At 31.5% G+C, this 26,643-nt stretch carries 28 protein-coding genes and 1 tRNA gene; 19 read left to right on the top strand and 10 right to left on the bottom strand.

What is annotated here, in order from left to right; all coding sequences use genetic code 11:
• Positions 1-159: 159 nt before the first annotated feature.
• The 3 genes from K8354_RS15820 to K8354_RS15830 all read left to right on the top strand — a co-directional run bounded on the left by K8354_RS15820 (position 160) and on the right by K8354_RS15830 (position 3,361).
• Positions 160-2,421: a type I restriction-modification system subunit M/S gene (locus tag K8354_RS15820; RefSeq protein WP_223442806.1), complete on the top strand. Its 2,262-nt coding sequence runs from the start codon at positions 160-162 to the stop codon at positions 2,419-2,421.
• A gap of 417 nt (positions 2,422-2,838) precedes the next feature.
• Positions 2,839-3,102 (top strand): type II toxin-antitoxin system Phd/YefM family antitoxin, encoded by a 264-nt coding sequence (locus K8354_RS15825; RefSeq protein WP_223442808.1) that lies wholly within the window; start codon positions 2,839-2,841, stop codon positions 3,100-3,102.
• A gap of 1 nt (position 3,103) precedes the next feature.
• Positions 3,104-3,361 (top strand): Txe/YoeB family addiction module toxin, encoded by a 258-nt coding sequence (locus tag K8354_RS15830; protein WP_223442811.1) that lies wholly within the window; start codon positions 3,104-3,106, stop codon positions 3,359-3,361.
• A gap of 318 nt (positions 3,362-3,679) precedes the next feature.
• On the opposite strand, the gene K8354_RS15835 is transcribed toward K8354_RS15830, so the two are convergent.
• A tRNA-Ala gene (locus K8354_RS15835) sits at positions 3,680-3,753 on the bottom strand.
• Between the two features lie 40 nt (positions 3,754-3,793).
• Between K8354_RS15835 and dinB the strand changes: the two genes are divergently transcribed.
• From dinB to K8354_RS15905, 14 genes are all read left to right on the top strand, one after another.
• On the top strand, positions 3,794-4,876 hold the full coding sequence (gene dinB, locus K8354_RS15840) for a DNA polymerase IV (RefSeq protein WP_223442824.1): 1,083 nt from the start codon (positions 3,794-3,796) through the stop codon (positions 4,874-4,876).
• Between the two features lie 11 nt (positions 4,877-4,887).
• Entirely contained in the window at positions 4,888-5,397 is a 510-nt protein-coding gene (locus K8354_RS15845; RefSeq protein ID WP_223442827.1) for a GNAT family N-acetyltransferase, read from the top strand.
• The gene (locus K8354_RS15850; RefSeq protein WP_223442830.1) at positions 5,394-5,840 is read left to right on the top strand and encodes a GNAT family N-acetyltransferase; all 447 of its coding nucleotides are present in this window, start codon (positions 5,394-5,396) and stop codon (positions 5,838-5,840) included. The genes K8354_RS15845 and K8354_RS15850 overlap by 4 nt, the downstream gene beginning before the upstream one ends.
• Positions 5,841-6,950, top strand: a complete 1,110-nt coding sequence (locus K8354_RS15855) for an NAD(P)/FAD-dependent oxidoreductase (RefSeq protein ID WP_223442832.1) — start codon at positions 5,841-5,843, stop codon at positions 6,948-6,950.
• 68 nt (positions 6,951-7,018) lie between these two features.
• Positions 7,019-8,182: an NAD(P)/FAD-dependent oxidoreductase gene (locus tag K8354_RS15860; RefSeq protein ID WP_223442835.1), complete on the top strand. Its 1,164-nt coding sequence runs from the start codon at positions 7,019-7,021 to the stop codon at positions 8,180-8,182.
• On the top strand, positions 8,182-8,901 hold the full coding sequence (locus tag K8354_RS15865) for a methyltransferase domain-containing protein (protein ID WP_223442837.1): 720 nt from the start codon (positions 8,182-8,184) through the stop codon (positions 8,899-8,901). Before K8354_RS15860 ends, K8354_RS15865 begins: the two co-directional genes overlap by 1 nt.
• A 50-nt stretch (positions 8,902-8,951) precedes the next feature.
• Entirely contained in the window at positions 8,952-10,004 is a 1,053-nt protein-coding gene (locus K8354_RS15870; RefSeq protein ID WP_223442840.1) for a type III polyketide synthase, read from the top strand.
• Positions 10,005-10,065: 61 nt separating this feature from the next.
• A complete protein-coding gene (locus K8354_RS15875; protein ID WP_223442857.1) occupies positions 10,066-10,626 on the top strand; it encodes a transposase in 561 nt (186 codons plus the stop codon).
• Between the two features lie 56 nt (positions 10,627-10,682).
• Positions 10,683-11,123 carry a 3-hydroxyacyl-ACP dehydratase FabZ family protein gene (locus K8354_RS15880; protein WP_223442860.1) on the top strand — a complete coding sequence of 147 codons (441 nt, stop codon included), beginning with the start codon at positions 10,683-10,685 and terminating at the stop codon, positions 11,121-11,123.
• A gap of 87 nt (positions 11,124-11,210) precedes the next feature.
• Positions 11,211-12,482, top strand: a complete 1,272-nt coding sequence (locus K8354_RS15885; protein WP_223442863.1) for a beta-ketoacyl-[acyl-carrier-protein] synthase family protein — start codon at positions 11,211-11,213, stop codon at positions 12,480-12,482.
• Between the two features lie 63 nt (positions 12,483-12,545).
• The gene (locus tag K8354_RS15890; RefSeq protein WP_223442866.1) at positions 12,546-12,797 is read left to right on the top strand and encodes an acyl carrier protein; all 252 of its coding nucleotides are present in this window, start codon (positions 12,546-12,548) and stop codon (positions 12,795-12,797) included.
• Positions 12,797-13,357 carry a 4'-phosphopantetheinyl transferase family protein gene (locus K8354_RS15895; RefSeq protein ID WP_223442868.1) on the top strand — a complete coding sequence of 187 codons (561 nt, stop codon included), beginning with the start codon at positions 12,797-12,799 and terminating at the stop codon, positions 13,355-13,357. The genes K8354_RS15890 and K8354_RS15895 overlap by 1 nt, the downstream gene beginning before the upstream one ends.
• Positions 13,350-13,901, top strand: coding sequence for a YceI family protein (locus K8354_RS15900; protein WP_223442871.1), 552 nt, complete (start codon positions 13,350-13,352; stop codon positions 13,899-13,901). Before K8354_RS15895 ends, K8354_RS15900 begins: the two co-directional genes overlap by 8 nt.
• Positions 13,882-14,340, top strand: coding sequence for a GreA/GreB family elongation factor (locus K8354_RS15905; RefSeq protein ID WP_223442874.1), 459 nt, complete (start codon positions 13,882-13,884; stop codon positions 14,338-14,340). Before K8354_RS15900 ends, K8354_RS15905 begins: the two co-directional genes overlap by 20 nt.
• 37 nt (positions 14,341-14,377) lie before the next feature.
• On the opposite strand, the gene K8354_RS15910 is transcribed toward K8354_RS15905, so the two are convergent.
• From K8354_RS15910 to K8354_RS15925, 4 genes are all read right to left on the bottom strand, one after another.
• A complete protein-coding gene (locus K8354_RS15910; protein WP_223442877.1) occupies positions 14,378-15,301 on the bottom strand; it encodes an ABC transporter ATP-binding protein in 924 nt (307 codons plus the stop codon).
• A 6-nt stretch (positions 15,302-15,307) separates the two neighbouring features.
• Complete coding sequence (locus tag K8354_RS15915) at positions 15,308-15,793, bottom strand: ABC transporter ATPase (RefSeq protein ID WP_223442880.1); 486 nt, start codon at positions 15,791-15,793, stop codon at positions 15,308-15,310.
• 83 nt (positions 15,794-15,876) lie between these two features.
• Positions 15,877-16,488 (bottom strand): thioredoxin family protein, encoded by a 612-nt coding sequence (locus K8354_RS15920; RefSeq protein WP_223442883.1) that lies wholly within the window; start codon positions 16,486-16,488, stop codon positions 15,877-15,879.
• A 122-nt stretch (positions 16,489-16,610) separates the two neighbouring features.
• Entirely contained in the window at positions 16,611-17,558 is a 948-nt protein-coding gene (locus K8354_RS15925) for an NAD-dependent epimerase/dehydratase family protein (RefSeq protein WP_223442886.1), read from the bottom strand.
• 177 nt (positions 17,559-17,735) lie between these two features.
• On the opposite strand from K8354_RS15925, the gene K8354_RS15930 reads away from it, so the two are divergent.
• A complete protein-coding gene (locus tag K8354_RS15930) occupies positions 17,736-18,338 on the top strand; it encodes a hypothetical protein (protein WP_223442889.1) in 603 nt (200 codons plus the stop codon).
• Between the two features lie 2 nt (positions 18,339-18,340).
• A complete protein-coding gene (locus tag K8354_RS15935; RefSeq protein WP_223442891.1) occupies positions 18,341-18,859 on the top strand; it encodes a nuclear transport factor 2 family protein in 519 nt (172 codons plus the stop codon).
• 378 nt (positions 18,860-19,237) lie between these two features.
• Here K8354_RS15935 and K8354_RS15940 read toward each other — a convergent pair whose 3' ends face one another.
• The 5 genes from K8354_RS15940 to K8354_RS15960 all read right to left on the bottom strand — a co-directional run bounded on the left by K8354_RS15940 (position 19,238) and on the right by K8354_RS15960 (position 26,526).
• Complete coding sequence (locus tag K8354_RS15940) at positions 19,238-19,717, bottom strand: regulatory protein RecX (protein WP_223447707.1); 480 nt, start codon at positions 19,715-19,717, stop codon at positions 19,238-19,240.
• Positions 19,718-19,789: 72 nt separating this feature from the next.
• The gene (locus K8354_RS15945; RefSeq protein ID WP_223442894.1) at positions 19,790-23,323 is read right to left on the bottom strand and encodes an efflux RND transporter permease subunit; all 3,534 of its coding nucleotides are present in this window, start codon (positions 23,321-23,323) and stop codon (positions 19,790-19,792) included.
• A gap of 7 nt (positions 23,324-23,330) precedes the next feature.
• Positions 23,331-24,503: an efflux RND transporter periplasmic adaptor subunit gene (locus tag K8354_RS15950; RefSeq protein WP_223442897.1), complete on the bottom strand. Its 1,173-nt coding sequence runs from the start codon at positions 24,501-24,503 to the stop codon at positions 23,331-23,333.
• Between the two features lie 10 nt (positions 24,504-24,513).
• Positions 24,514-25,920, bottom strand: a complete 1,407-nt coding sequence (locus K8354_RS15955; RefSeq protein WP_223442900.1) for a TolC family protein — start codon at positions 25,918-25,920, stop codon at positions 24,514-24,516.
• Positions 25,921-26,526, bottom strand: coding sequence for a TetR/AcrR family transcriptional regulator (locus tag K8354_RS15960; RefSeq protein WP_223442903.1), 606 nt, complete (start codon positions 26,524-26,526; stop codon positions 25,921-25,923).
• Positions 26,527-26,643 lie beyond the last annotated feature (117 nt).

A 26,643-nucleotide genomic window follows, 5' to 3' on the forward strand; every position in this document is an offset into this window, starting at 1 on the left:
ATTTGCCAAAACCGTATAAAAATAATTGCGGTTTAGTGCTTAATCAAAGGACGTTGCGTGTTTGTAACGTCTGATTTTCCTTTGGAAAATCCTCGCATACAAACCAGCAACTATTCTTAAACATAAACGTTACCAGCAAGCTAAAAAAACTGACAACCAATGAAAGATCAAGAGATTAAAAATAAAATTTGGAACAAACTCAATAAACTGCGAGCTGACCGAAACTTCTCTGGTTTTCGTGACACTAAAATATTGGAATTTATCGGAGTAAAATTAGGGATTGAAAAACTTGATTCTATTCTCAATAATAAAGAATTATTATTGAAAATGGCAGAAACTTTTACAATTACAGCACCAACCTATGTTTATAATTTTATAGAGGAGATAATAAAATCAGAAAATAGTAAAACATTTTTTGACCCTTGGCTGACGGTTTCTTCACCTGCATTATACACAGAGAATAAAACTTTAAACGGAACCTGTATAAATAAAACGGAACTTGATATAATAAAAACGATATTCAAGGAAAAAAGCCAAAACATTAAACTTGGCGATACTTTAGAAATACTTTCGGAAACAAGTGAAAAATTAGAGTTAGTTGTTTCATTTCCGCCTTTCGGAATGCGAATTCAAAGTATAAATGGAACAAAAAGTAAATTTGATTTTGCAACAACTTTACTTTTAGAATGTGGGAAAAAAATTGAAAATGACGGTAAACTAATTTTCCTTGTTTCTAACTCTTTTTTCATGGATGAAAAAGGGAAAGAAGAACTAATGAAAAAAGGTCTTTTTGTTGAAGCTGTTTTTTCAATTCCTTCTGGTGCATTAGCCCCAATAACAAATATTGCTTCAAATTTAATTTTAGTTACTAAAAATAATATAGAAAAAACATTTGTCGCAGAAATATCCACAGACGAAAGCACAAATATTTCAATACTTAAAAATTTCAGAAGCCAAAAGGAAGGTAAAGCTATACAACTTGGTTGTTTTGTGGATATAAGGGAGTTTAAATCCTTAAACTCATTAGTTGCTGGAAAAGAAATGAATGATTTGGTTAAAAGAATTGGCTATCCGCCAATTCTTTTAACTGATATTTTGATTTCAATTAATGCACTGAAAGGCGATAATTCACAAGAAGTTGTGCATTTGTCAAACTCAATTTACTTACCAAAAGTTGGTAATAGTCCTGTAGTTGCAAGTTTGTCGGAACTGAAAATAAAACCGAAAAATTATTACCAAATTCAACTAGACGAGAAAAAAGCCAATGCAATTTATATAGCAAATTATTTCAACACGGCAGTTGGTAGAAAATTGAGAGCAAGTATAGAAGTTGGTGCAGTTATTCCACAGATTTCAAAATCACAACTCACAAAATGTATTTTCTATGTTCCAGACTTAAATACACAAGCGGAATTAATCGAAGTTGATAATAGAATACAGCAATTTACATTTAGACTTGATGAACTTCAAAGGAACTTATGGAAGCAACCTAAAAGCTATAAGTCAATTGTAAAGGAATTAAAAACAATCAATCAAGAAGAAAAACTTGAAAATTGGATTGATAAATTACCATTTCCAATTTCGTCAATTCTTTGGCGTTATTATGCTACTAAAAACAATAGTAAAAAAATTGAACATTTATTTCACTTCTTTGAAGCATTTTCAGAATTCCTATCAATGCTTATGTTAAGTGCTTTAGTTCAAGACAAAGAATTCTATAATGCAGAAAGTCATAACTGGATTGGCAAACAAGAAAAATTTAAAAATTGGTATTTAAGAGCAACTTTTGGTAATTGGAATAATCTAACGTCTAATCTTTCAAAAGCTATTAGAAAGTATCTTTCAGAAAGTGATAAAAAAGAGTATTGCAAAAATCTTTTTGGAAACCCAAGTGATTCTTTTCTTTCAATGATTACGAGTAAAGGAATTGTAAATGTACTATTTGAAGTTGCAAGTTTAAGAAATAAATGGAAAGGTCACGGAGGAATTACAAGTGAAACAGAAAACATTCAACGTGTTTTAACACTTGAAAAACAATTAAACGAATTTAGAAAATACATTGCTGATGCTTTTGACGAAACTACAATGCTATCACCAACAACGAGTAGTTTTGAAGATGGAATTTTCACATTTAATGCAAAACAGCTTATTGGTGCAAGAACACCATTTAATGAAATAACAATTAAAAGTCTAATTCCACTTGACAGAAAAAAACTTTATTTAAGCAATTCTCAACAGACAAAACCTTTGGAATTACTACCATTTATAAAATTCATAGAAGCAACAGACGCAATTTATTTTTATACAAGTATTGAAAGTAAAGATGTTCGTTGGGTTTCTTACCATTTTGACAAAGAAGCGGAATTGAAGCAACCTGCGGACAATGAATTATTTAAAGCATTTGATTTCCTGAAACAATAGACAATGAACAAAGAAAGCCTGTATGTAATAACTAAGCCTATGACCCGCCGATAGGCCAACGCTATATGCCTTGTTGACTGATCCATTGCTAAGGATAAGGGGTAAAACGACGGTTTGGGTGTGGGTTTTAAAAGGAGTGTCATTGGGGAAAGTAGAGTATTTTCAATAGTTCTATTACATACAAGCTATTTATGATCCGCTTTTTTTAATTTTTAGTTCAACACCATATATAATTTATTGCTAGTACTCGCCTACTTACGTAAATCCTTGCGGATTTTCTATTCGGTTTATATTTGCTAAATTAGTTACTGAACCAAGCAACAAAATCATACACAAAAACAACGTTGCTAGCAATACGAAAAATTTTGGGTAAATCATATTTTGTACATACATTTGTACTTAATAAAATACAATATTATGCTAATAACAACTGTTTCTGACTTCAGAAAAGATATTAAAAGTTACTTAGACAAAGTTGTGAAGAACTTTGAGACATTGATAATAAATCGCGGAAAAGATTCCGGAATTGTAGTTATGTCATTGCAAGAATACAATTCTTTAATGGCTACAAATCACGAACTGTCTTCACGAAAGAATGAATTAAGATTAGATTCTGCAATTGACAAGCTAAAAAGCGGAAGGACTTTTAACAAAGACCTAAAAGACCTAATCGAAAATTAAAATGAAGTATATATTCGTTGACGAGTCTTGGGAAGATTATTTGTATTGGCAAAAAACGGACAAGAAAAAGCTGAAAAAAATAAATGAACTTCTGGAAGACATCTCTCGAAATCCTTTTGATGGAATTGGAAAACCTGAACCGCTAAAACATAAATACGCAGGATTTTGGTCAAGAAGGATGGATAGCGAACATAGACTGATTTACCAATATAAAGAAGGAGAAATATTAATTGCGAAATGCAGATTTCATTATGACTGAAAAAAGCACTTTTGCCAATAACTAAGCCTATGACCCGCCGATAGGCGAACGCTATATATCTTATGGACTAATCCATCGCTAAGGATAAGGGGGAAAACGACGGTTTGGTTTTGAAAAGGAGTGTGACTGGGGAAAGGAAAGCGTTTTTAAGATTTCTATTGCAAACGAGCTATTTATGAACGACTATAACTTCTATTATGTAAAAAGAAAATACTTAATGGAAACTCAAATAATTTTACTAACAATGCGAAAATCGTACAAATTACAAAACCAAAAAACCCAACTACTTTAAAATAAAATAGTTGAAGTTTTTGTTTGTGGAGCATATCAGATTCGAACTGACGACCTCTACGCTGCCAGCGTAGCGCTCTAGCCAACTGAGCTAATGCCCCATTTATTGTGAGGTAAAAATACATTTTTTTATTGATATTCATGAAATTAGAACCTCCTTTTAGAAAAATCATTCATGTAGATATGGATGCGTATTATGCATCTGTAGCGGAATTAGACAACCCTGAATTAAGAGGGAAAGCCATTGCAGTTGGCGGAGGAGGAGAAAGAGGCGTGGTTTCTGCGGCTAGTTACGAAGCTCGAAAATTTGGAGTAAAATCAGCTATGAGCGGTGTTTTGGCGCGACAAAAATGTCCACATTTAATTTTTGTGAAATCAGATTTTGCACGCTATAAAGAACTCTCAAATCAAATTAGGAATATTTTTTATGACTATACAGATTTGGTGGAACCGCTTTCTTTAGACGAAGCTTATTTAGATGTTACCGAAAATAAAAAAGGAAATCCATCAGCAAACGCCATCGCCAGAGAAATTAGAAAGCGTATTTATGAAGAAACGGGTTTGCGAGCTTCTGCAGGGATTTCGATTAATAAATTTATTGCAAAAGTGGCTTCTGACATCAACAAGCCCAACGGACAAAAAACAATTCATCCAGAGGAGGTTCTTACCTTTTTAGAGGAATTACCCGTCAATAAATTTTATGGAGTGGGTAAAGTTACCGCCGCCAAAATGTATAATTTGGGTATTTTTATTGGAAACGATCTAAAGAAAAAATCGTTAGAAGAGCTGGTAAAGCTATTCGGAAAATCTGGAACTCATTATTACCATATTGTTCGCGGAATTCATCATAGTGCTGTAAAACCGAATCGAATTAGAAAATCTGTTGGTGCCGAAACAACGTTTAGTGAAAATATTTCTTCAGAAATTTATATGTTAGAACGTCTAGATCATATTGCCGATGAGATAGAAAAACGCATGAAAAAATCAAATACCAAAGGAAAAACAATTACCTTGAAAATAAAATATTCAGATTTTACACAACAGACAAGAAGTAAAACAAAAGCGCATTTTATGCAAACTAAAAAGGAGTTTTTTCCGACGATAAAAGAATTGTTATACCAAGATAAATTAACAAATTCTGTTCGTTTATTAGGGATTTCTTTCGGAAATTTAAACACCGAAAAGAAAGAACCAGTTTGGGTACAATTACAGTTTGATTTTTAAAAACTAATATAGTGACTTTAGAGAAAAGCAATATTGAAGATTTAGAAGAAATTTTTAAATTATATAAACAAGCATCACAATTTCAAGAAACTAAAAAAATGGTTGTTTGGCCAAGTTTTAGTAAAGAAATGGTCATTAACGAAATTAAAGAGCAAAAACAATTCAAAATTATAATTAGTAATCAAATAGCGTGCGTTTGGGCAATTGCTTTTACAGATCCGTTAATTTGGGGGGAGAAAAATAAAGATGCAGCTATATACATTCATAGAATAGCTACAAACCCAAATTTTAGAGGTAATAACTTAGTGAAAGAAATTGTAGAATGGTCTAAAAAGCATGCTAAAATCAATAAAAAAGAATATATTAGGATGGATACCGTTGGCGAGAACTTAGGACTTATAAATTACTACAAAAAATGTGGTTTTGAGTTTTTAGGACTCTCGAAATTAAATGAAACTAATGGTTTACCAGCTCATTACAAAAATGCAACCGTAAGTTTATTTGAAATTAAATTAACGTGAAAATAATTAGAACAAATTCAGAAAATAAAGATTTTATCGATTTGGTAAAACAATTAGACGCATATCTAAAAATTACTGATGAGGATGAGCACGATTTTTACAATCAATTTAATCATATTGATGTTATTAAAGAGGTTGTTGTTGTTTACGACGGTACAATTGCTCTTGGTTGTGGAGCGATTAAAAAGTTTGATAATCATACTGCTGAAATCAAAAGAATGTTTGTTTCATCCGAAAAAAGAGGATTGGGAATTGCTCAAAAAATAGTCACAGAATTAGAAGCTTGGTCAAAGGAATTAGGCTATGAAAAATGTGTTTTAGAAACAGGAAAAAGACAAATAGAAGCCGTAAAATTATATAAGAAATGTGGTTATAAAATCATTCCGAATTATGGGCAATATAAAAATATGGAAAATAGTATTTGCTTTGAAAAACACTTGTAAATGAATTATAGTTATTGGGAATTAAAAGAATGGTTTAGCAACATCGATTTTACAATTGTTGGTAGCGGAATTGTGGGCTTAAATTGTGCCTTAGAAATCAAAAAAAAGCATCCCAAAGCAAAGGTTTTAGTGCTAGAAAAAGGAATGTTGCCACAAGGTGCCAGTACAAAAAATGCGGGTTTTGCTTGTTTTGGTAGCTTATCAGAAATTATTGATGATTTAAAATCTCATACAGAACAAGAGGTTTTTAATCTGGTGGATGATCGCTGGAAAGGGTTACAATTATTAAGAAATAATTTAGGAGATAAGAGCATCGACTTTCAACAACATAAAGGGTTTGAATTGTGCGATTCTAAAGATTTTTTTGAAGAATGTATTGCTAAAAAAGAGCACATAAATAGGTTGTTAAAACCCATATTTAAAGAGGAAGTTTTTTCGATTTCTGAGAATACTTTTAATTTTCAAAAGGTACATCAAAAGTATATTGTCAATAATTTTGAAGGTCAGATTGATACCGGAAAAATGGCAGCTAAGTTGCTTTTTAAGGCTCAAAAAAACGGAATTAAAATACTAAACAATATTCTGGTAGAAAGTTTTGTTGAAAATGAGGGTGAAGTACACCTAAAAACCAATAGACTAGATTTTTATACTAAAAAATTATGTATTGCTACGAATGGTTTTGCAAATAAATTATTGAATGAAAATGTGCAACCAGCAAGAGCGCAAGTTCTCATTACAAAGCCAATTAAGAACTTACAAATTAAAGGAACTTTTCATTTAGACAAAGGGTATTTTTATTTTAGAAATATTGATGATAGAATTTTATTTGGTGGCGGTAGAAATCTCGATTTTAAAACGGAAGAAACTTCTGAATTTGGCGAAACTACGATCATACAAAATGAATTAGAAAAAATTTTAGAAGAAACCATTTTACCAAACACCAATTTTGAAATCGAACACAGATGGAGTGGAATTATGGGGGTCGGAAATCAGAAAAAAGCGATTGTAAAACAACTTTCTAATCACGTGTTTTGTGGCGTCCGTTTGGGCGGAATGGGTGTTGCTATTGGTAGTTTGGTTGGTAAAGAATTAGCAGAATTAATACAATAGGAAGATATATTGCTCAATTTTAGTTTATCTTGAACAAAGTTGAAAGACTTTAGGCGATACAAAAATAAATGGAGAAAAATATTCAAACTGCAAATCATATAAAAAGTAATTTAGTTGCAGACGTACTTATAATTGGTGGAGGATTAGCCGGATTATGCAATGCAATTCATTTATCAAAATTTGGTAAAAAGGTTGTGTTGATTGAAAAGAATTCCTACCCAAAACATAAAGTTTGTGGTGAATATATTTCTAACGAAGTGTTGCCTTATTTACAATTTTTAGACTTTAATCCGTTTGATTTTGGTGCGGTAAAAATTGGTCGATTTCAGTTGTCAACCACCAATAACAAGTTAATTTCTGCAAAACTTCCTTTTGGTGGATTCGGTATTTCACGGTATACCTTAGATTTTGAACTCGCAAAAAAAGCACTAGAAAATGGTGTTACTATCCTTCAAGATGAAGTGATAAACATTGATTTTAATCATGATTTTTTTCAAGTTGAAACCAAAGAAAATAAAAGTTTTACCTCAAAATTTGCAATTGGTTCTTTTGGCAAACGTTCTTTATTAGATGTAAAAATGGAGCGTAGTTTTATCCAAAAAAAATCACCATATTTAGGTGTAAAAATACATGTAAAAGGAAATTTTTCTAAAAATTTGGTGGCACTTCATAATTTTAAAGGAGGTTATTGTGGCGTTTCTAAAGTAGAAAATGACACGATTAATTTGTGTTATATCACCAGTTTTTCATCTTTTAAAAAATTTAAAAACATAGATGATTTTCAAGAAAATGTGGTGTTTAAAAATAGCTTTTTAAAAGAAATATTTCAAAATTCAAAAGCTGTTTGGGAGAAACCATTATCGATTAGTCAGATTTCTTTTGAAACCAAAAAACCAATAGAAAATCACATGATTATGTGTGGCGATGCTGCAGGAATGATTCATCCGTTGTGTGGTAACGGAATGAGTATGGCAATTCAGTCTGCACAAATAGCATCTAAACTGATTCTAAATTATTATGATGGTAAAATTACAACACGAATTGAAGTAGAAAAGCAGTACATTAGATTGTGGAACAAACAATTTAAATGGCGCTTAAAGGCAGGTCATTTTATTGCAATGCTGTTTAGAAATGCAAAAATTTCGAATGTGTTATTACAAGTTTTAAGAAGAATGCCGTTTTTATTACCTATAATTATTAAGCAAACCCATGGTAAATCAATAAAATTATAATGGATTTTTTCATCAGCACAAAACAAAGAACAGACAAAGAAGAATTGATGGATGATTTTTCTATCGGAGGAGATTTGTTGCGAGATACGTTAGATAAATTAGAGAATATAAATCGTTGGTTAGGTGGTAATAAAGTAACGGTTAATGGATTAAAAACAATATTAAAAAAGCACCCAAAAGAGCAAGAAATCACAATTGTTGATGTGGGTTGCGGTCATGGAGATATTTTGCGAGATGTAGCCAAATTTGGACGAAAGAATCATTATAAATTCAAATTAATTGGTATAGATGCCAATCCGACTGCGATTGCATATGCGATTGAATTATCAATAGAGTTTCCTGAATTGAGTTTTGAAACGCAAGATATTTTTTCGGATGAATTTAAAAATAGAAAGTTTGATGTAGTTTTAGCAACGTTATTTTTACATCATTTTAAAGAACCAGAACTAGTTTCTTATTTAAAGAATACTTTAAAACAAACAAAAATCGGAATCGTTGTAAATGATTTGCATAGAAACAAAATAGCCTATTATTTGTTTATGCTATTGTCTATATTTATCACTAATAAAATGATTATCGAAGACGGATTAACATCTGTTTTAAGAGGTTTTAAAAGAAAAGATTTAGAACAGATGACAACAAAAATAAATATTCAATCCAATATTTCCTGGAAATGGGCTTTTCGCTTTTTGTGGATTCTAAAGAGTAAGAAAGCATAAAAATAGTGCCAGTAATTAGTGCAAATTAGTGAAATTAGTTTGATGAAAATATGAAAGTAAAAATAACATCTGTTGCAAAGCAACTTCCCAAATATTTTAGAGAAACAAAAAATATCATTCCGTTTGTAAAATTGTGGATGCAAGATCAAGATAGTCGTTTTCAAAGAAAAGTCATCAAACTTTTTGAAGGCGCTGGTGTTGATAAACGGTATTCAATTATGGATCCTGAAGAAGTTTTTACAGCAACTTCTTTTGAAGATAAAAACAATATTTACACAAGAGAAGTTGTGCAATTAGCGGAACAATCACTTAAAAAATCATTAAAAAAAGCAGCGCTAAAAGCCACAGATTTAGATTATATTATTACCGTGAGTTGCACAGGAATTATGATTCCGTCTATGGACGCTTATTTGATAAATTCTCTAGGAATGAAACAAGATATTGTTCGTTTGCCAGTGACAGAAATGGGTTGTGCAGCCGGAGTTTCCGGAATTATTTATGCAAAGAATTTTTTAAAATCGAATCCTAATAAAAGAGCAGCCGTTGTTGCGGTAGAAGCACCAACAGCCACGTTTCAATTAGAAGATTATTCGATGGCAAATATTGTAAGTGCTGCCATTTTTGGAGATGGGGCTTCTGCTGTAATTTTGTCTTCTTATCAAGAAGATTTGGGACCAGAAATTATTGATGAAGCCATGTATCATTTTTATGATGCCACACACATGATGGGCTTTAATTTGGTGAATTCTGGGTTACAGATGATTTTAGATAAGGAAGTTCCTAAGAAAATATCAGATCATTTTCCGGCTATTATTCATCCTTTTTTAGAGAAAAATAACCTTACTATTGACGATATAGATCACCTAATTTTTCATCCAGGAGGAAAGAAAATTGTACAAACTGTAGAAGATTTATTCGGAGCTTTAGGTAAAAATATCGACGATACCAAAGAAGTTTTACGTTTGTATGGTAACATGTCTAGTGCCACTGTTTTGTATGTTTTAGAACGATTTATGGATCGGAATCCTGCGAAAGGAGAAAGAGGAATTATGTTAAGTTTTGGTCCAGGGTTTTCTGCACAACGAATATTGTTAGAGTGGTAATTTTGAGTCATAATACCTCACAGGTTTTTAAAACCTGTTAGGTCTGAAAAAAGTAATTTTTATGAAATACGAGGTTTTAGTTGAAGATTCTTTTTATCATATTTATAATTGTGGAAACAATAAAGAAGATATTTTTATTGAAGAACAGAATTATAGTTATTTTTTAAGATTAGTAAAGAAACACCTTTCTAAAACTTCTGATATATTGGCTTATTGTTTATTAAAAAATCACTTTCATTTCATTGTAAAAACGAAAGAAGAAGTTTTACCAAAACAAATATCACAATCATTTTCAAACCTATTTAATGCATATTCAAAAAGTATAAATAAAAAATATGGAAGAACAGGAAGTTTATTTAAAGATCGATTTTCAAGAATTAAGTTAGATAGTGAAGAATATCTAAAAAATTTGATTTTATATATTCATTTAAATCCAACCCATCATAATTTTATTGATGATTTTAGGAATTATAAATATTCTTCATATAATTCAATTTTATCTGATAAACCTACAAAGCTTTTGAGAGCAAATGTTATTACTCTTTTTGATGATAAAAAAAATTTTATAGATGCTCATAAAATTAAAGAAGTGACTATTTTAGAATCTATAACATTAGAGTAATAAGGAAAGACCTCACAGGTTTTTAAAACCTGTGAGGTCTTGTTAAATCAACAAAAATGAAGTCAAAACAAATCATAAAAAACTTACCCTACAAAAAACCATTTTTGTTTGTTGATGAACTCACTGAAATATCAGAAAAAGGAGTTACCGGTAATTATACTTTTCAAGAAAATGAGTTTTTTTACGAAGGGCATTTTAAAGATAATCCAATTACTCCAGGTGTTATTTTAACGGAAACAATGGCACAAATTGGTGTGGTTTGTTTAGGTATTTATTTGTTAAAAAGTGAAATTTTATCAGATAGAAAACCACAAATTGCATTAACTTCTAATGAAGTTGATTTCTTTTTACCCGTTTTACCCAATGAAAAAGTAATAGTAATTTCAGAAAAAGAGTATTTTAGATTCAACAAATTAAAATGTAAAGTAAAGATGATGAATGAGAAAAATGAGTTGGTGTGTAGAGGAATTATTTCTGGAATGATAAAGCCAATATAGACCTCACAGGTTTTAAAAACCTGTGAGGTCTAGAAAAGTTTTAGAGAATATTATATCAGTCAAAATCCGTGAAATCCATGTAAAAAAATGAATAACAGAGTAGTCATAACAGGTTTAGGAGTGGTTGCCCCAAATGGGGTTGGTTTATCTGCATTTACGAAGGCAATAAAAGCAGGCAAATCAGGAATTACGTTTCATCAAGAATTAAAAGACAAAGGTTTTTCTTGTTGTATTGGCGGAATTCCAGAAATATCCGAAGAAAAAAAACTCGAATATTTATCACCTTTGCAGTTACGTGGATTCAATAGCACATCAATTTTATATGGCTGTATGGCAGGAATTGATGCTTGGAAAGATGCTGGTTTTTCTGTGGATGAAAACTCTAAATTAGAGTATGATTCGGGATTGATTTTTGGCACAGGAACCTCTGGAATTGAAAAATTTAGGGAATCGATTTATAAAATTGATGATCAAAAAGTACGACGTTTAGGAAGCACTTCTGTAGTGCAAACGATGGCAAGTGGCATCTCTGCTTATTTGGGCGGAATTTTAGGCTTGGGCAATCAGGTAACGACAAACTCATCAGCTTGTACCACGGGAACTGAAGCGTTGTTATTGGGATTTGAACGCATTAAAACGGGTAAGGCAAAACGAATGCTGGTCGGTAGTTCTAGTGATAGTAGTTTGTATACTTGGGGAGGCTTTGACGCTATGCGAGTAATGTCTTATAAACACAATGAAACGCCCGAAAAAGGTTCAAGACCTATGAGTGAAACAGCTTCTGGATTTGTGCCTGGCAGTGGAGCAGGAGCGCTGGTTTTAGAATCTTTAGAAAGTGCTTTGGCAAGAAATGCAACGATTTATGCGGAGGTTTTAGGTGGAAATATCAATTCTGGCGGACAACGAAACGGCGGAAGTTTAACCGCACCAAATGCAGAAGCTGTTCAAAGATGTATTACGGATGCTCTTAGAGATTCCGAAATAGCATCCGCAGAAATTGATGCGATTAATGGGCATTTAACAGCGACCATCAAAGATAGTTTAGAGATAGAAAATTGGACCAAAGCTTTACAAAGAAAAGGAACTGATTTTCCTTACATCAACTCAATAAAATCGCAAATTGGACATTGTTTGGCTGCTGCAGGTGCTATTGAAAGTGTTGCAGCTGTTTTGCAAATTAAAGAACAATTTGTGTTCCCAAATATAAATTGTGAGGATGTACATCCAGAGATTTCTGAATTGATTGCTGTGGATAAAATTCCAACTACATTGATAGAAAAGAATATTAATATTGTCGCAAAAGCAAGTTTTGGTTTTGGTGATGTAAATGCTTGTGTTATCTTTAAAAAATATAAATAGTTTATACTTAAAAGGCTTCACAGGTTTTTAAAACCTGTGAGGTCTGAAAATTATCATACAAAAATGACAAAAGAAGAAATCATAAAGAAATTAACAACGATCGTAAAACCTTATATTCAAAATGAAGAAGGGTTTAAAAACATCTCTGAAAACACAGATTTTATCAAAGACTTAGAGATAAATTCCGCAAATTTAGTGGATATTATTTTGGATGTAGAAGATGAGTTTGAGATTGAAATAGACAACCATTCTATGGAGCAAATGTTGTCGGTAAAAGCAACTGTTGAGGTTATTCAAGCTAAAATAAATGCCTAATGATTGGCAATGATATTGTTGATTTAGACCTTGCAAAAACAGAAAGCAATTGGCAACGCAAAGGTTTTTTAGAAAAACAATTTACAGATTCAGAACAGAAAGAAATCTTAAATTCTGAAAATCCTTTTTTACAAGTTTGGTTGTTTTGGAGCATGAAAGAAGCGGCTTATAAATGCCATACACAGAAATGGAATAAAAGGTTTTTTTCACCTAAAAAAATTACTTGCAAAACAGTTTCAAAATTAAAAGTAGTTGTAGAGATTGAGAATTGTTTATATAGTATAAAGTATTTTATATCAAATAATTATATTCATTCTGTGGCTTTTGAGGATACGTCCGAAAAAATGGTTTCAGATTTATTTTTTATTGATAAAAATGAGAGTCAAACCAAAATTACAAACCAAAATTTATTGAGTCATTTCTCTTCTGAAATCGAGCTTCATAAAAATGAATTTGGCATTCCTTATTTGTATCAAAATAACCAAAAATTACCAATTTCTATTTCTACTTCTCATCATGGAAATTATGGTGCATTTGCATTTACCTTAAATAATGAATAGATTTATAAGAGTGAAAAATCTGTTTCTTGTATTGCTTATTTGTACGCTTACAAGCTTTTCTCAAGAGGCATCTAAAATTAATAATGAGTCTGAAATTACCTTTACAATCAAGAACTTTGGTTTTAATGTGGATGGTAATTTTAATGAATTCAAGGTTTTAAGCAATTTTAATTTCGCTGCGTTAAAAGAGTCTTTTTTAAATGTAGAGATTGATGTAAAGTCAATATTTACAGGAATTGAAAGTAGAGATCAGCATTTATTAGAGACGGCTTATTTTAATGCTAAAACGTATCCAAAAATTATATTTAATGCTACGGAAATAGAAAAAATAGCAAATTTTAAATACCTAGTAAAAGGTTTTATAACGATTAAAGGAATTAAAAAACGATTAGAAACACCCATAGAAATTATAGAATCAGGGGAAAATATTATTGTTAAGGCTAACTTTGAGCTCGATAGAAAAGATTTTGATGTTGGAGGAAACAGTTTGGTGCTTGCTAACAAAGTGAAAGTTAAAATGCGTTATGTCACAAATAAAAATTAAAGAAGCCCTTTTTAGGCACTGTGAATTATTTGTAAAGAAGCGCACAGAAACGGTTCAAGAAATAATTTCATCCAATCAAAAAGCTTTGCAATCAGAAACTAAAAGTTCTGCCGGAGATAAACACGAAACGGGGCGTGCCATGTTACAATTAGAAATGGAAAAAGCAAGTCAGCAATTAGAGGGAATTGCTATCATGAACCAAATTTTATCAAAAATAGTCATTGCAAAAAGTGGAGAAGTTGGTCATTTAGGAAGCATCATTATTACAGATAAAGCCAACTATTTTTTAAGTATTTCTGCAGGGCAACTTGTAGCTGAAGGAAAAAATTATTTTGCTATTTCTGTTTCTTCTCCTATTGGAAAGTTGCTATTAGGAAAGAGAAAAAATGAGGTGGTTGTTTTTAACGGAAATCAAATAAAAATTATTCAGATTTTGTAATCATATCCCATATTATTTTTCCGTGCTTTTTAAAAAATTAGGGTATAGATATAGAAACGGTTGTTAATTTTTCTATATCACAAAAATGATTCAAAAATACTTTTTGATTTTTAATTTCAGCTTCAATCAACCAATAAGAACCTTTAAAATACGAATTTAAAACGGTAGCTTTTAATGGCGATGTTTCCACAATTTTTAGTTGATGAGGATATAGCAGCTGTTTTTTATCTTGAATCGTAATCTCATTGACATCATCAAACAAAGCGGCTACATATTTTTCTTTTGGATTTTGGTATATTTTCTTCGGATTATCATGCGCTAAAATTGTATGATCTTTGATAATAAGTACGTGATCAGCAAAAGAGAGCGCATCGTTTTTATCATGCGTAGCAACAATACAAGCGATTTCTTTTTCTTTTAAATAACGAAACAAGTTTCGGCGCAAAGAGTTTTTCTTAAAGTTATCGATTTGTCCAAAAGGTTCATCTAATAAAATTAAATCAGGCTCTTTTGCCAAGGCTCTAGCAATAGCAACGCGTTGTTTTTGGCCACCACTTAAGTTTTTCACTTTTGTGTTCTCAAAAGCATTCATTTCTATGACTTTTAGCAATTCTTGCGTACGTTTTTCACTTTCCTCGGGATAAAAGCGAGACAGAAATTTTTTAATATTTTCTGATACAGAAATATAAGGCATCAAATCAAAATCTTGTGCCACATATTTAAAAAAATCCATGCCAGGAACTAAATGAAATTTAGGCCCTAAAACTTGATGCTCATTCCAAAAAATAGTGCCTTCTTTTAAATCTAACAAACCATAAATTACTTTTAAAAGTGTTGATTTTCCGCAACCACTTTCGCCCATTACGCAAAGATGTTCGCCTTTTTGCAAAGTGAAATTGAAATTATCTAAAACAGTTTTCTTTTTAGAATATCCAAAAGTGATGTTGTTTACTTGAAGCATAAAAAATTATAAAAAACGGTTATACCAGCTTTCTTCAATAGGAATTTCCCAAAAGTTTTTAAAATCGTTTTTATTGGTTATAAGATTGTCAAAAATGATGGTTTTGCCAGTAACAGCCCTCTTTTTTACTAGTTTTTTAAAGTCTTTCAGTTCCTTGTATTGTACAAATTCTCCTTGCTTAAAACAGGCATTCATTTTGTCTAACAACTCCACTTTATAGGTTTCTTGAAGTTCTAAAATAAAAGAGACAGAAGCATCAATATCTGTGTTTGTTAGCGTTGAATTTTCAGTATCAGCGATAAAAACGATAAACCGATTGTATAAAAATTGATAAGAGGCTTTAAAGTTTTCATCTTCTGGCTTCCAGTTTTCAACAAAAGCTTTTATTTTTTGTTCAATTTCGGCTATTTCAGTTGCATAAAACTTTCTGCTTGACGGATATACCCAAACTTTCGCCTCATTAGAAATTTTACTGTAGTCAACAAACATCATTTTAAATTTAGACAGCAAAGATACCAAAAGAAAAACCGCAAACTTGAAAGTAAGTTTGCGGTTTTTTATAATTTAACGAGTCTTTAGACTTCTGAATAACTTTTTTGGCTAATTAATTTTAGGAGATCTTCTTGAAGACTTTTTCCTTTATCTTTATTGTACCAAACTTGCAAATCTTGTTTTAATTGAGCATCTACAGCACCATGTTTTGCCTTGTAATCAGCAACCATTTTGGTGGCCACATTAGGTCTTGGTCCCCAAGTATTTAGTAAGTTATTTTCTGAGTCTAGAATAATTAATTTGGGAATGGCTCTACCGTTGTTGGTTAAAAATAAATCCATTAATTCTAGATTCTCATCACGTAACACTAACTTTAACTCAATATTTTCATTAAGAATCGCCATTTTATGAATAATGGGTAAATTTTGTGCTGCATCTCCGCACCACCCTTCAGTAATTAACAACCAAGTTTGTTTTTCTTTTATTTTTTGAAGGCTAGAAGTGGTTTCGTCTGCTATTTTAATAGTTTTATCTAAACGCTTCATTCTTCGATCATTCAACATACTAAAATTCGTAATTTCTTCAGATTGATTGGGTCCTGTTGATTTTCCTTCTGCAAGTAAATCACTGACTAGCGTTCTATATTCGGGGTATGAAAATGATCTTTTTAAACTTTCTTCAATAATATTTCTCATCGTATTTATTTTATGTAAAGGTATTTTTATTCATTCATTTTACTAGTAACCTTTGTTACAAAAGGATGTTTTCTAAGTTGATGAAGTAGACGAATTTAAAAGGAATCCTTACAATATTATTTTTACTGATTTTTTTCTAAATTTTCGAGAATATCTTTTGTCATCGATGTTAAATCGAATTGATGTTGCCAATTCCAATCTTTTCTTGTTTGAGAATCATCAATAGATTGTGGCCAGCTATCTGCAATTTGTTGTCTAAAATCTGTCTTATATGTAATTTCAAAGTCAGGAATCTGTTTTTTAATTTCTGAAGCAATTTCTTTCGGAGTAAAACTCATGGCTGCTAAATTATAACCATTTCTAATTTTCACATCTTCAGAATTTGCTTGCATTAATTGTATGGTTGCGTTTACAGCATCATCCATATACATCATTGGTAACCGGGTATTTTCAGATAAAAAACATTCAAATTTTTTATCTTTTAATGCTTTAAAATAAATATCAACAGCGTAATCTGTGGTACCTCCACCGGGTTTCGTTTTCCAAGAAATAATGCCAGGATAGCGCAAACTTCTTACATCAACACCAAATTTTTCATAATAATAATTACACCAAAATTCTCCAGAAACTTTGCTAATTCCATACACGGTAGAAGGCTCCATCACGGTTTTTTGAGGTGTATTCTCTTTAGGAGTTGTAGGGCCAAAAACTGCGATAGAACTAGGCCAATAAACCTTTTCTATGTGCTTATCTTTGGCTAAATCTAAAACAGCTAATAAGGAATTCATATTTAAATTCCATGCTTTTTGAGGATGTTGCTCGGCAGTAGCAGACAACATTGCCGCGAGCAAATATACTTGGGTAACTTTATATTTTTTGATGATTTTTAAAATCGTTTCTTTGTCTGTGGCATCAATAATTTCAAAAGGACCAGAAGTCATCATTTCTGCATTTCCTTCTCTAATATCAGAGGCAATTACTAGGTCATTGCCATATACAAGGCGTAATTTCTGCGTAAGTTCTGTACCTATTTGTCCGCTTGCGCCTAAAACTAAAATAACTGTGTTCATATTTTGAAATTATAGTATTAACAGCAGCAAAGGTACTTCTTTTTATTATTCGTAATTAACTTTACTTAAAACAAATATTTGGTACTGTATTCATAAATTAATTTGCCAATTTTTATCTATTTGTAAATTAGTTAACCTTTAAAAATTCCGTATTTTTACGTTCTAAATTAAAAAGTTTTGAAAAATTTATTCATTTTTTTTTCACTTATATTGCTATTTTCTTGCGATAAAAAACAGGAGAATAACAAAGAGGAACAAGACGATTCTAAACCCATGTTGAGTGTTGTAAAAAAACATGCTGCGATTAAAAAGATTGATACAGCATTTAATAAAGAGATTAAAGACTGGGAAGAGTTTCAGACGGTAAATAATTTTTTGGCAAGATTTAAAAAAGTTTCTCCGAATGAAATTTTAAGCAATGCTTCAGAGTTGAATGATTTGGTAAAATCTTTAATAGAAAGTGTAAAACCGCAACTTTTTAATACTGACTCATTTAATGCTAGGTTAAATATTTTGTATACAGAAACGTTGAGGCTAGTCGATATGAATTCCATACCCGCTATAACAGCGGATGAAGTGAATCTACAAATGGAAAAAATAATAGAAGCTTTTTCTGCAGTAAATTCTAAAATTAACTCAGTTTTAGCAAAAAAGAGATTTGAAGATGCCATCGATGTAGATGTAAAATTTATAGGTTTAGATTCTACTAAAATAGATAGTATTTCAAAAAAATCGATTAAAAGAGAATTGCTAGAAAGACAAATAAAGAAAAAAAATTAATCATGAAAAACCTATGTTCATTTTCTTTGCTAGTACTACTTTTTATCTCCTGTAATTCGGTTAAAGAGATTTCTTTAAAAGAAAATAGACAGATTCAAAACACGGTAAATACCACTTTAAATAATTGGCATTTGGCAGCTGCAGAAGCCAATTTTGATGCTTATTTTGATAAAATGGATCGTAATTCTGTTTTTATAGGAACAGATGCCTCAGAAAACTGGAGCAAAGAAGAATTTGCAGCTTTTAGTAAACCTTATTTTGATAGAGGCAAGGCTTGGAATTTTAAAACATTAGAACGTAATATCTTTATAAATGCTTCTGGAGATTTTGTTTGGTTCGATGAACTTTTAGATACTTGGATGGGAACTTGTAGAGGTGCCGGAGTGTTAGAAAAGCAAGGAACTACTTGGAAAATTAAACACTATGTGTTGTCAGTTGCAATACCGAATGAGGATGTTGAAGCAGTAATTGCTGCCAAGAAAAAGAGCGATGCTTTGTTTTTAGAGAAATTTAAAAATTAGTTTTTTTGAAGTTAAAATTTAAACTTCTCGATACAATTTTGCGAAAAAGCAAAACCACTCGAAGTAACATTTTATGGATGTTAACGTTTGAATTCGTCATTGTTAGTTCGAGTAAAATTTCTTTTTTCGGAAATTTTGTATCCAGAACCATGGTGGAAATTTTAATTTAAAAAGAATATTGATTCGTTTCTTTTTGTTTTGAAATAGAAAGGAAAAGAGGGCGGTTTATTGCGGTCATTTCAATACAGAATTGGTATAAAGTTTAAATTCCTAATTATCAGTTCGAGTGAAATTTCTTTTTCGGAAATTTTGTATCGAGAACCATCTTGGAAATTTTAACTTTAAAAGAATATGGATTCATTTCTTTAATGCAACAGCTCAAGCAACAACTTCATTGACTACTTTATAAATTAGTTCATTTTCAAAACCTTTACGCATTAAAAAGTCAATAAGTTTTTTCTTTCTTTTATATATATTTGGTTCAGAAATAACTGCATTTCTGTTTTCGGTAATTCTGTAAATAGTAGCAATATATTCAGCTTCATCAATTTCTTTTAAAGCTGTTTTTATATTGTAAGCAGAAATATCTCTAAATTTTAATTCTCTAATAATACGAGGTTTTCCCCAGCTTTTAATTCTGAATTTTCCACGAGCAAAACTTTTAGAAAACCGTTCTTCATTTAAGAAATTATCCTTCATCAAACTTAAAAGGATCATTTCTCTGGCTTCCGGAATTAATTGATAATCGCGCATTTTTTGCTCCACTTCTTTATGACATCGATCTTGATACACGCAATAGTTTTCTAGCTTGCGCTTTATTTCATCAACCGTAAAAGATTTTTTCTTTTTTTCAAACATGATTTCAAACATACAAAAAGGGTTGAAACCGTCATAATTTCAACCCTTTTTTAAACTAAATATTCTAAAAATTTAGATTTGATTTTTCTCATCAATTCTCACATCCTCACTAAAGGCAAGTTCAGCTTGTTCTTGTTGATGCGGTAATTGTCCTTTTATTCTCATTTTAAACTTGGTCACTAAAAAGAATAAAACAGGCACTACAATTAAGGTTAAAAAGGTTGCAATAAGCAATCCATAAATAACAGTTTTTGCCAAAGGTCCCCAGAAAACAACATTATCACCACCCATATAAATATTAGCATCAAACTCGCTAAATAATGTAAAGAAGTTAATGTTTAAACCAATTGCTAAAGGAATTAAGCCTAAAATAGTCGTAATTGCGGTTAACAAAACTGGGCGTAAACGCGCTGTTCCTGCTTTTACAACACTCTCAAACAAACTGTCTAAAGGTAAAAAACCGTCATCATCAATGCCATCTTGTATTTTTCTTCTATCAATTAAAAGTTGTGCATAATCTAGCAACACAACACCATTGTTTACTACAATTCCGGCTAAGGAAATAATACCTACCATCGTCATCATAATTACAAAAGGCGCTCCTGTAATCACTAAACCACCAAAGACACCAATAAAACTTAAAAAGATGGCTAACATAATAATTCCGGGTTTAGAAACCGAATTAAATTGGAAAATCAAAATAAAGAAAATAAGCATTAAACCAGTAAAGAAAGCACCCATTAAAAACGCCATTTGTTTATTTTGCTCTTCAATTTGACCTGTATAATCAATTTTAATACCTCTAGGTAAGTCTTTAAAACTCTTCATAGAATTCTGAATTCTCGCCACCACAGCACCTGCATCTGTTTCTCCAGGAGAAAGCGCAGAATAGACGGTAACCACTCTTCTTACATCTTTATGCTTTATAGCACTAAAACCAGAGCTATTGCTTTGAGAAGCCACTGCAGAAACCGGAATTTCTTTAATTTTACCAGATGCTTGATCTCTAAACGTTATTTTCTGATTAAAAACAGCACTCTTATCATATCGATCTTCTTTGTTAAAACGGACATAAATATCATAATCTTCGCCGTCTTTTTTATAAATTCCGGCTTTATTTCCAAAAATAGCAGACCTTAATTGTTGGCCAACTTGACCAGTTGAAACTCCTAATTCACCCGCTTTTTTACGATCGACCAAAACCTCCATTCCTGGTTTCGATTTGTTTACATCAATCTTTAATTCATCAACACCAGAAATACTTTGCATGTTTAGATAATCGCGCATTCTTTCTGCGGTAAAAATTAATTCTTCGTAATCTTCACCATTTAATTCGATGTTAATTGGAGAACCAGCAGGCGGACCATTAGCATCTTTTTCAACAGAAATTAAAACTCCAGGATAAATACCAACCAAGGCTTCTTGTACCTTTTGACGTAAAATTTCACTGTCTTCTCCACGCCTATATTTATACTCACGCATCGAAGCGGTAATTTTTCCTTTATGTGGCATTTCTGCGGATGAACCTCCATCTGTTTGTGGATTTCCAGCACCTTCACCAACTTGAGAAACTGTGCTTTCTACTAAGAAATTATAATCACCATCGGTATATTGATCCTGATTTAAAACACCAAAGACTTTTTGTTCAATTTCTTTGGTTATTTGGTTTGTCTTCTCAATATCGGTTCCTTCCGGATATTCGATATACACAATAATTTGATTGGGCTTGTTATCAGGAAAAAATTCAATTTTTGTTCTTTGTTCACCAACAGACCAACCAAAACCAGCAAAGGCAATGAATAATAAAATAAATGTACTTACAACCAAAATATAAGGTGTCCAGCCAGAAAGCGCATTTTTTAGGCGTCTTCCGTACCATTTCTCTAGAGAAACTAAGGTGTTTTTTTGAAAATAATTTGCGGCACCTCTCAAAACAAATCGATATACCCAAAGTGAAATTGCCGTAAATAAAATTAACGTTCCTAAAGCATTATATGCGCCGCCAAAAAAGAAAATTAGCAGACCAATAACCGCCATAATACTGGTTAATTGAATGATACTTTTTAGTGGCATGTCTTTATCCTCGATACTCATAAATTGAGAAACCAGCACAGAGTTAAAGAAAATAGCCACGAATAAAGAAGAGCCTAGAACAATAGACAAGGTAATGGGTAAAATAACCATGAATTGCCCCATAATGCCTGGCCAAAGCCCTAATGGAATAAATGCAGCAACCGTAGTTGCGGTAGAAATAATAATAGGAAAAGCAATTTCTCCAATCCCTTTTTTGGCAGCTTCAACTCGGGTCATTCCTTCTTCGTCCATTAAACGATACACGTTTTCAACCACAACAATTCCGTTATCCACCAACATTCCAAGTCCCATAATTAAACCAAAGAGTACCATGGTATTTAAAGTATAACCCATGGCGCCTAAAATCATTAAAGACATAAACATAGACATTGGTATGGCAAAACCAACAAAAATTGCGTTTTTAAATCCGAGGAAAAACATTAAAACAATCACTACTAAAATAACCCCAAAAATGATGTTATTCACCAAATCATCTACTTGGCCAATGGTTTTTGGAGATTGATCGTTGGCAATCGTTACCTCTAAATCTGGTGGAAAATTATTCGCTTTTGCTTCTTGGACAATTACACCAATTTTATCGGCTGCAGCCACCATATTTTCGCCAGATCTTTTTTTCACGTCTAACATCACAACGGCATTGCCATTCTCTCTGGCATACGTGGTTTTGTCTTTATCTCTAAAGCTTATAGATGCTACATCTTTTAAATAAATAGGGTTGCCTTTTTCAGCTTTGATTACAAAATCTCCTAAATCAGAAGGCGCATCGATTTCACCAATAATTCTGATGGTTCTTCGTTGCTGACTTGTAATAAAGTTACCTGCAGACATGGTTACATTACCACGATTGATGGCGTTTGTAATATCATCAAAACTAACTTTTGATGCCATCATTTTATAAATATCTACTGCAACTTCAACCTCTTTTTCTTGTGCACCACGAATATCTACTTTTTTAATCTCTGATAAATCTTCAATTTCATCTTGTAAATATTCTCCGTACTCCTTTAATTTTGCAACCGGATAATTTCCAGAAATATTAATGTTTAGAATTGGTACTTCTTCAGACATGCTCAACTCAAAAACATTGGGGCTTACTTTCGCACCATTAAATGTTGGCCAATCTTCGCCTGCTGTTTCTTGATCTATTTCATCTTTTACTTTCTGTTTTGCTTTATCAACATCTATTTTTTCATCAAATTCTACCGTAATAATAGAATAATCTTCTTGTGATGTTGAGGTAATTTCTACAACATTACTTACAGATTTTAATCGATCTTCTAGAGGATTTGTAATTAGTTTCTCGATATCTTCTGCGGTATTACCAGGATATACAGAACTAATGTAAATTTTAGTTTCGTTTATTTCAGGAAAATTTTCTCGGGGCATTGTAAAGTATGCCGAAATTCCTAAATAAAGAATTAAAAACATCAGCACATAAATAGTAGTTTTGTTATGTATTGCCCAAGAAGAGAGTTTAAACTCTTTGTCTACTTGTTTATTTTTCTTTGCCATTTTTTTACTATTTATTAATCACTTTTACAACCTGACCGTTATTTACACTTCTTGCGCCTTCCATAATAATTTCTGCATTTGGCAAAAGATGTTTGGTAACCTCAATCATATCTCCTTGCGTTTTACCTGTTTTAATAATTAATCTTTCTGTAACCGCTTCATTATTTTCATTTTTATCTTTTATGATATAAATAAACTGGTCTCCTTTTGCATTTTCAGAAATAATACTTTGCGGAATTAAGATAGCATTTTCATTCGTATAATCGTTTAATTTTAATCTAGCCGTTAAGTTTGGTTTTACATTTCCGCTTAAATTAGGAACGTCAATTTCTATTTTAAAAGAACGATTATTTGGGTTGATAAAATTACCAACTTGTCTTACCTTAGAGGTTAATGTTTCGCCAAGAACAGGGAAGTTTACTTCTACCTTTTTATTTTTTGTGATACTACCAATATAGGTTTCAGGAACTTCCGTTTCGATATACATATTCGATAGATTTACAATTCTAAAAATTTCAGCGCCAGCACCAGGGGCAACGACAGTTCCTCTTTCTTTAAAAATCGCATCTATAATTCCAGAAAATGGCGCTTTGATTGTCGCTTTGCCTAACTGACTTTTTAATTGTTCTACCGCACTTTGCTGCGTTTCAAAAGCAGTTTTAGTTTGTAAAAACTGAATTTCGGATCCAATTTTTTGTTCCCACAATCTTTTTTGACGCTCGTAAGTTGTTTTTGCTAATTGTGCACTGGCTTCTAATTGTGCCAATTGTTGAGACATGCCGCCATCGTCAATTTTTGCTAAAATTTGTCCTTTAACAACTTGTTGCCCTTCTTTTACAAGTACACTTTGTAAAATTCCTGGCATTTCTGGATATATTAAAATATTTTGTTTGGTTTGCACATTTCCTTGCAATTCTACGTAGTGTGTAAAAACCTGTTCTTTCACTTGGTACGTTGTAATTAAAGGCATATTTCGATTTGTATCTAGATCATTTATCTTGGCATTTAATTTTTTTAAGTCATCTGATAATGCGATTTGCTTTGCATTAATTTCTGCCTTTTTGGCTTTTATTTGTACTAAGTCGTTGGTCTCTAAAACATCCGATACAGACATTTCTTTTTTATCTCCGCAAGAAATGAATAGAAGCACTGTTAAAAGGGATAGGTACATGTTTTTCATGATAATTCTCTTATTTGATTGGTAAGTTTAAGGCGTTTTCTAAAGTTGCTTTGCTAGAAATAACATCTAACATAGATTGTATGTAATTTTGCTGCTGACTGTATAATTGATTTTGTGCTTGCAATAAATCGAAGCTAGAAGAAATACCTTCAAAAAATTTAATTCGTTGTTTTTTTTCTATTCTTTTTGCTAAACCAACATTCTTTTTTGCCGTTTGATAATTTTCTATGCTAAATTGGTAATCGTTTTTTGCCTTTTTAGCCTGCAAACTTAAACGCTGTTTGGTTTCTTCTAAACGTAAATCTGCAGTTTCTAAGGCTATTTTAGCTTGTGCTGTTGTAGATTTCCTTCCAAAACTACTAAAGATGGGCACATTAAGACTCACCCCTAACAAAGAAGATTGAAACCAACGTTGATCGCGGTCAAAAAGCGAAAATGTATCTGAAAAAGCCTGTGAACCATAGTTTACAAAAGCGCTTAAACTTGGTAAGGCTTTACTCTGTTCTAACTTTACCATTAAACGATTCCCTTCTCTATTATTTTCAGCAATTTTAAAATCGATATGATTGTTTACATTAAACGCTTCAGAAATTAAACCCAAATTAATATTATTGATTGCTAAAGCGTCTAAAGAATCGGTTAAAATTAGGTTAGTTTCAATAGGACTTCCCAATGCAAGATTTAGCATTTGATATGCTATTTCTTTCATCCTTTTTGCACTATTTAGTTGACTTTTTAAGTTGCCTAAAGTGATTTCTAATTGCTCAACATCTTCTTCTTCATTTAAACCATTTTCGTAAATCTTTTTAGCATCTTGGTAGTTTTTTTCAAGAATTGTAATGTTACTTTTTAAAATGTCGATACTACTTTCCGTCACTAATACATTTCCGTATGCATTGATCACAGCCTCTCTGGTTACAAGCGCTGTTTTTTCTTGGGCTTGCTTAGAAATTTTCAGAAATGTTTTCGCAGATTGTAATCCTACAAGATAAGAGCCATCAAAAAGCAATTGTGTTAGTGTTACAGAGGCATTTACATTTTGTTTTGTGCCAAAAACTACAGGAATAAAACCATCTGGCGGTGTCGGTTGGCTGTTTGCTTGTAAATTAAAATACTCTTCTACAGTTTCTATCGTAGAAGTAGTATTATCAAAAGCAGCTGCCGGTAAAAGGGATACAGGTTGTTTTAAAAAGTTTTGATAATCTACTTTTGCGTTTATTTGCGGTAAACCAATCGTGGTGGTTTCCCAAACTTTTTCTTTGGCTGAACTAATGTCATTGACAGCAGCTTTGTTATTATAGCTGTTTTCTAAAGCAAAACTAATAGCTTCCTCCAAAGAAAGTTTCATGGTTTTCTCTTGTGCTTTTAAAGAAATTGTAAAAGCAAAAAAAGAAAATATGTATAGATACTTTTTCATTTATAATTGATTGTTTTTTAGTTGATGTTCTAATTGTGTTAATCCTTTTAAGGTGCTTATGGAACGTAAGTGGTATTCTAAATAATAGTTCATTAACGTATTCATAGCGTATTTTTGTAACGGAAATAATTGCTGGTCTTTAATACCAATCATTCCATTAAAGTAAATTCTGCTTATAAAATCTACATCGATCTGAGATCTAAACAAACCCCCTTCTATTCCTCTTTGTAAATTATCTTGAATTGTTTTTTGCACCATATGAAACTGTTTCTTTTTCAGGGAGGCATAAATGGCAGGATAATATTTTTGAAGTTGATATAAAGGTGAAGATTTTTCATCTTTTAAATGTTCCATGACTACTTTCTTAATATGAAACATTTCATCGATTGGATTCATTTTTTGCTCACAAACCTGATCTATACTGCAGCAAATTGTATCAAACATATGATGTGTAACCGCATCAATTAAAGCCGTTTTATTATTAAAATGTTTATAAAGTGTTTTTTTAGAAATACCCAAAGAGTTGGCTATTTCATCCATGGTAACACTCTTAAAACCTAGGTTTAAGAATAATTCATTCGATTTTTCTATGATTTTATCTTTCATATTTCTGGGGCAAAAGTACAATAGGAAACTTTAGAAACAAAAAAAGTTTCCAAAGTTTTAATGATTTTTTAACATTTGATATAAAAAGAAAGATTTCTTTACATTATTTTTACATAA

The organism is Polaribacter litorisediminis, assembly GCF_019968605.1.
Lineage (GTDB): Bacteria > Bacteroidota > Bacteroidia > Flavobacteriales > Flavobacteriaceae > Polaribacter > Polaribacter litorisediminis.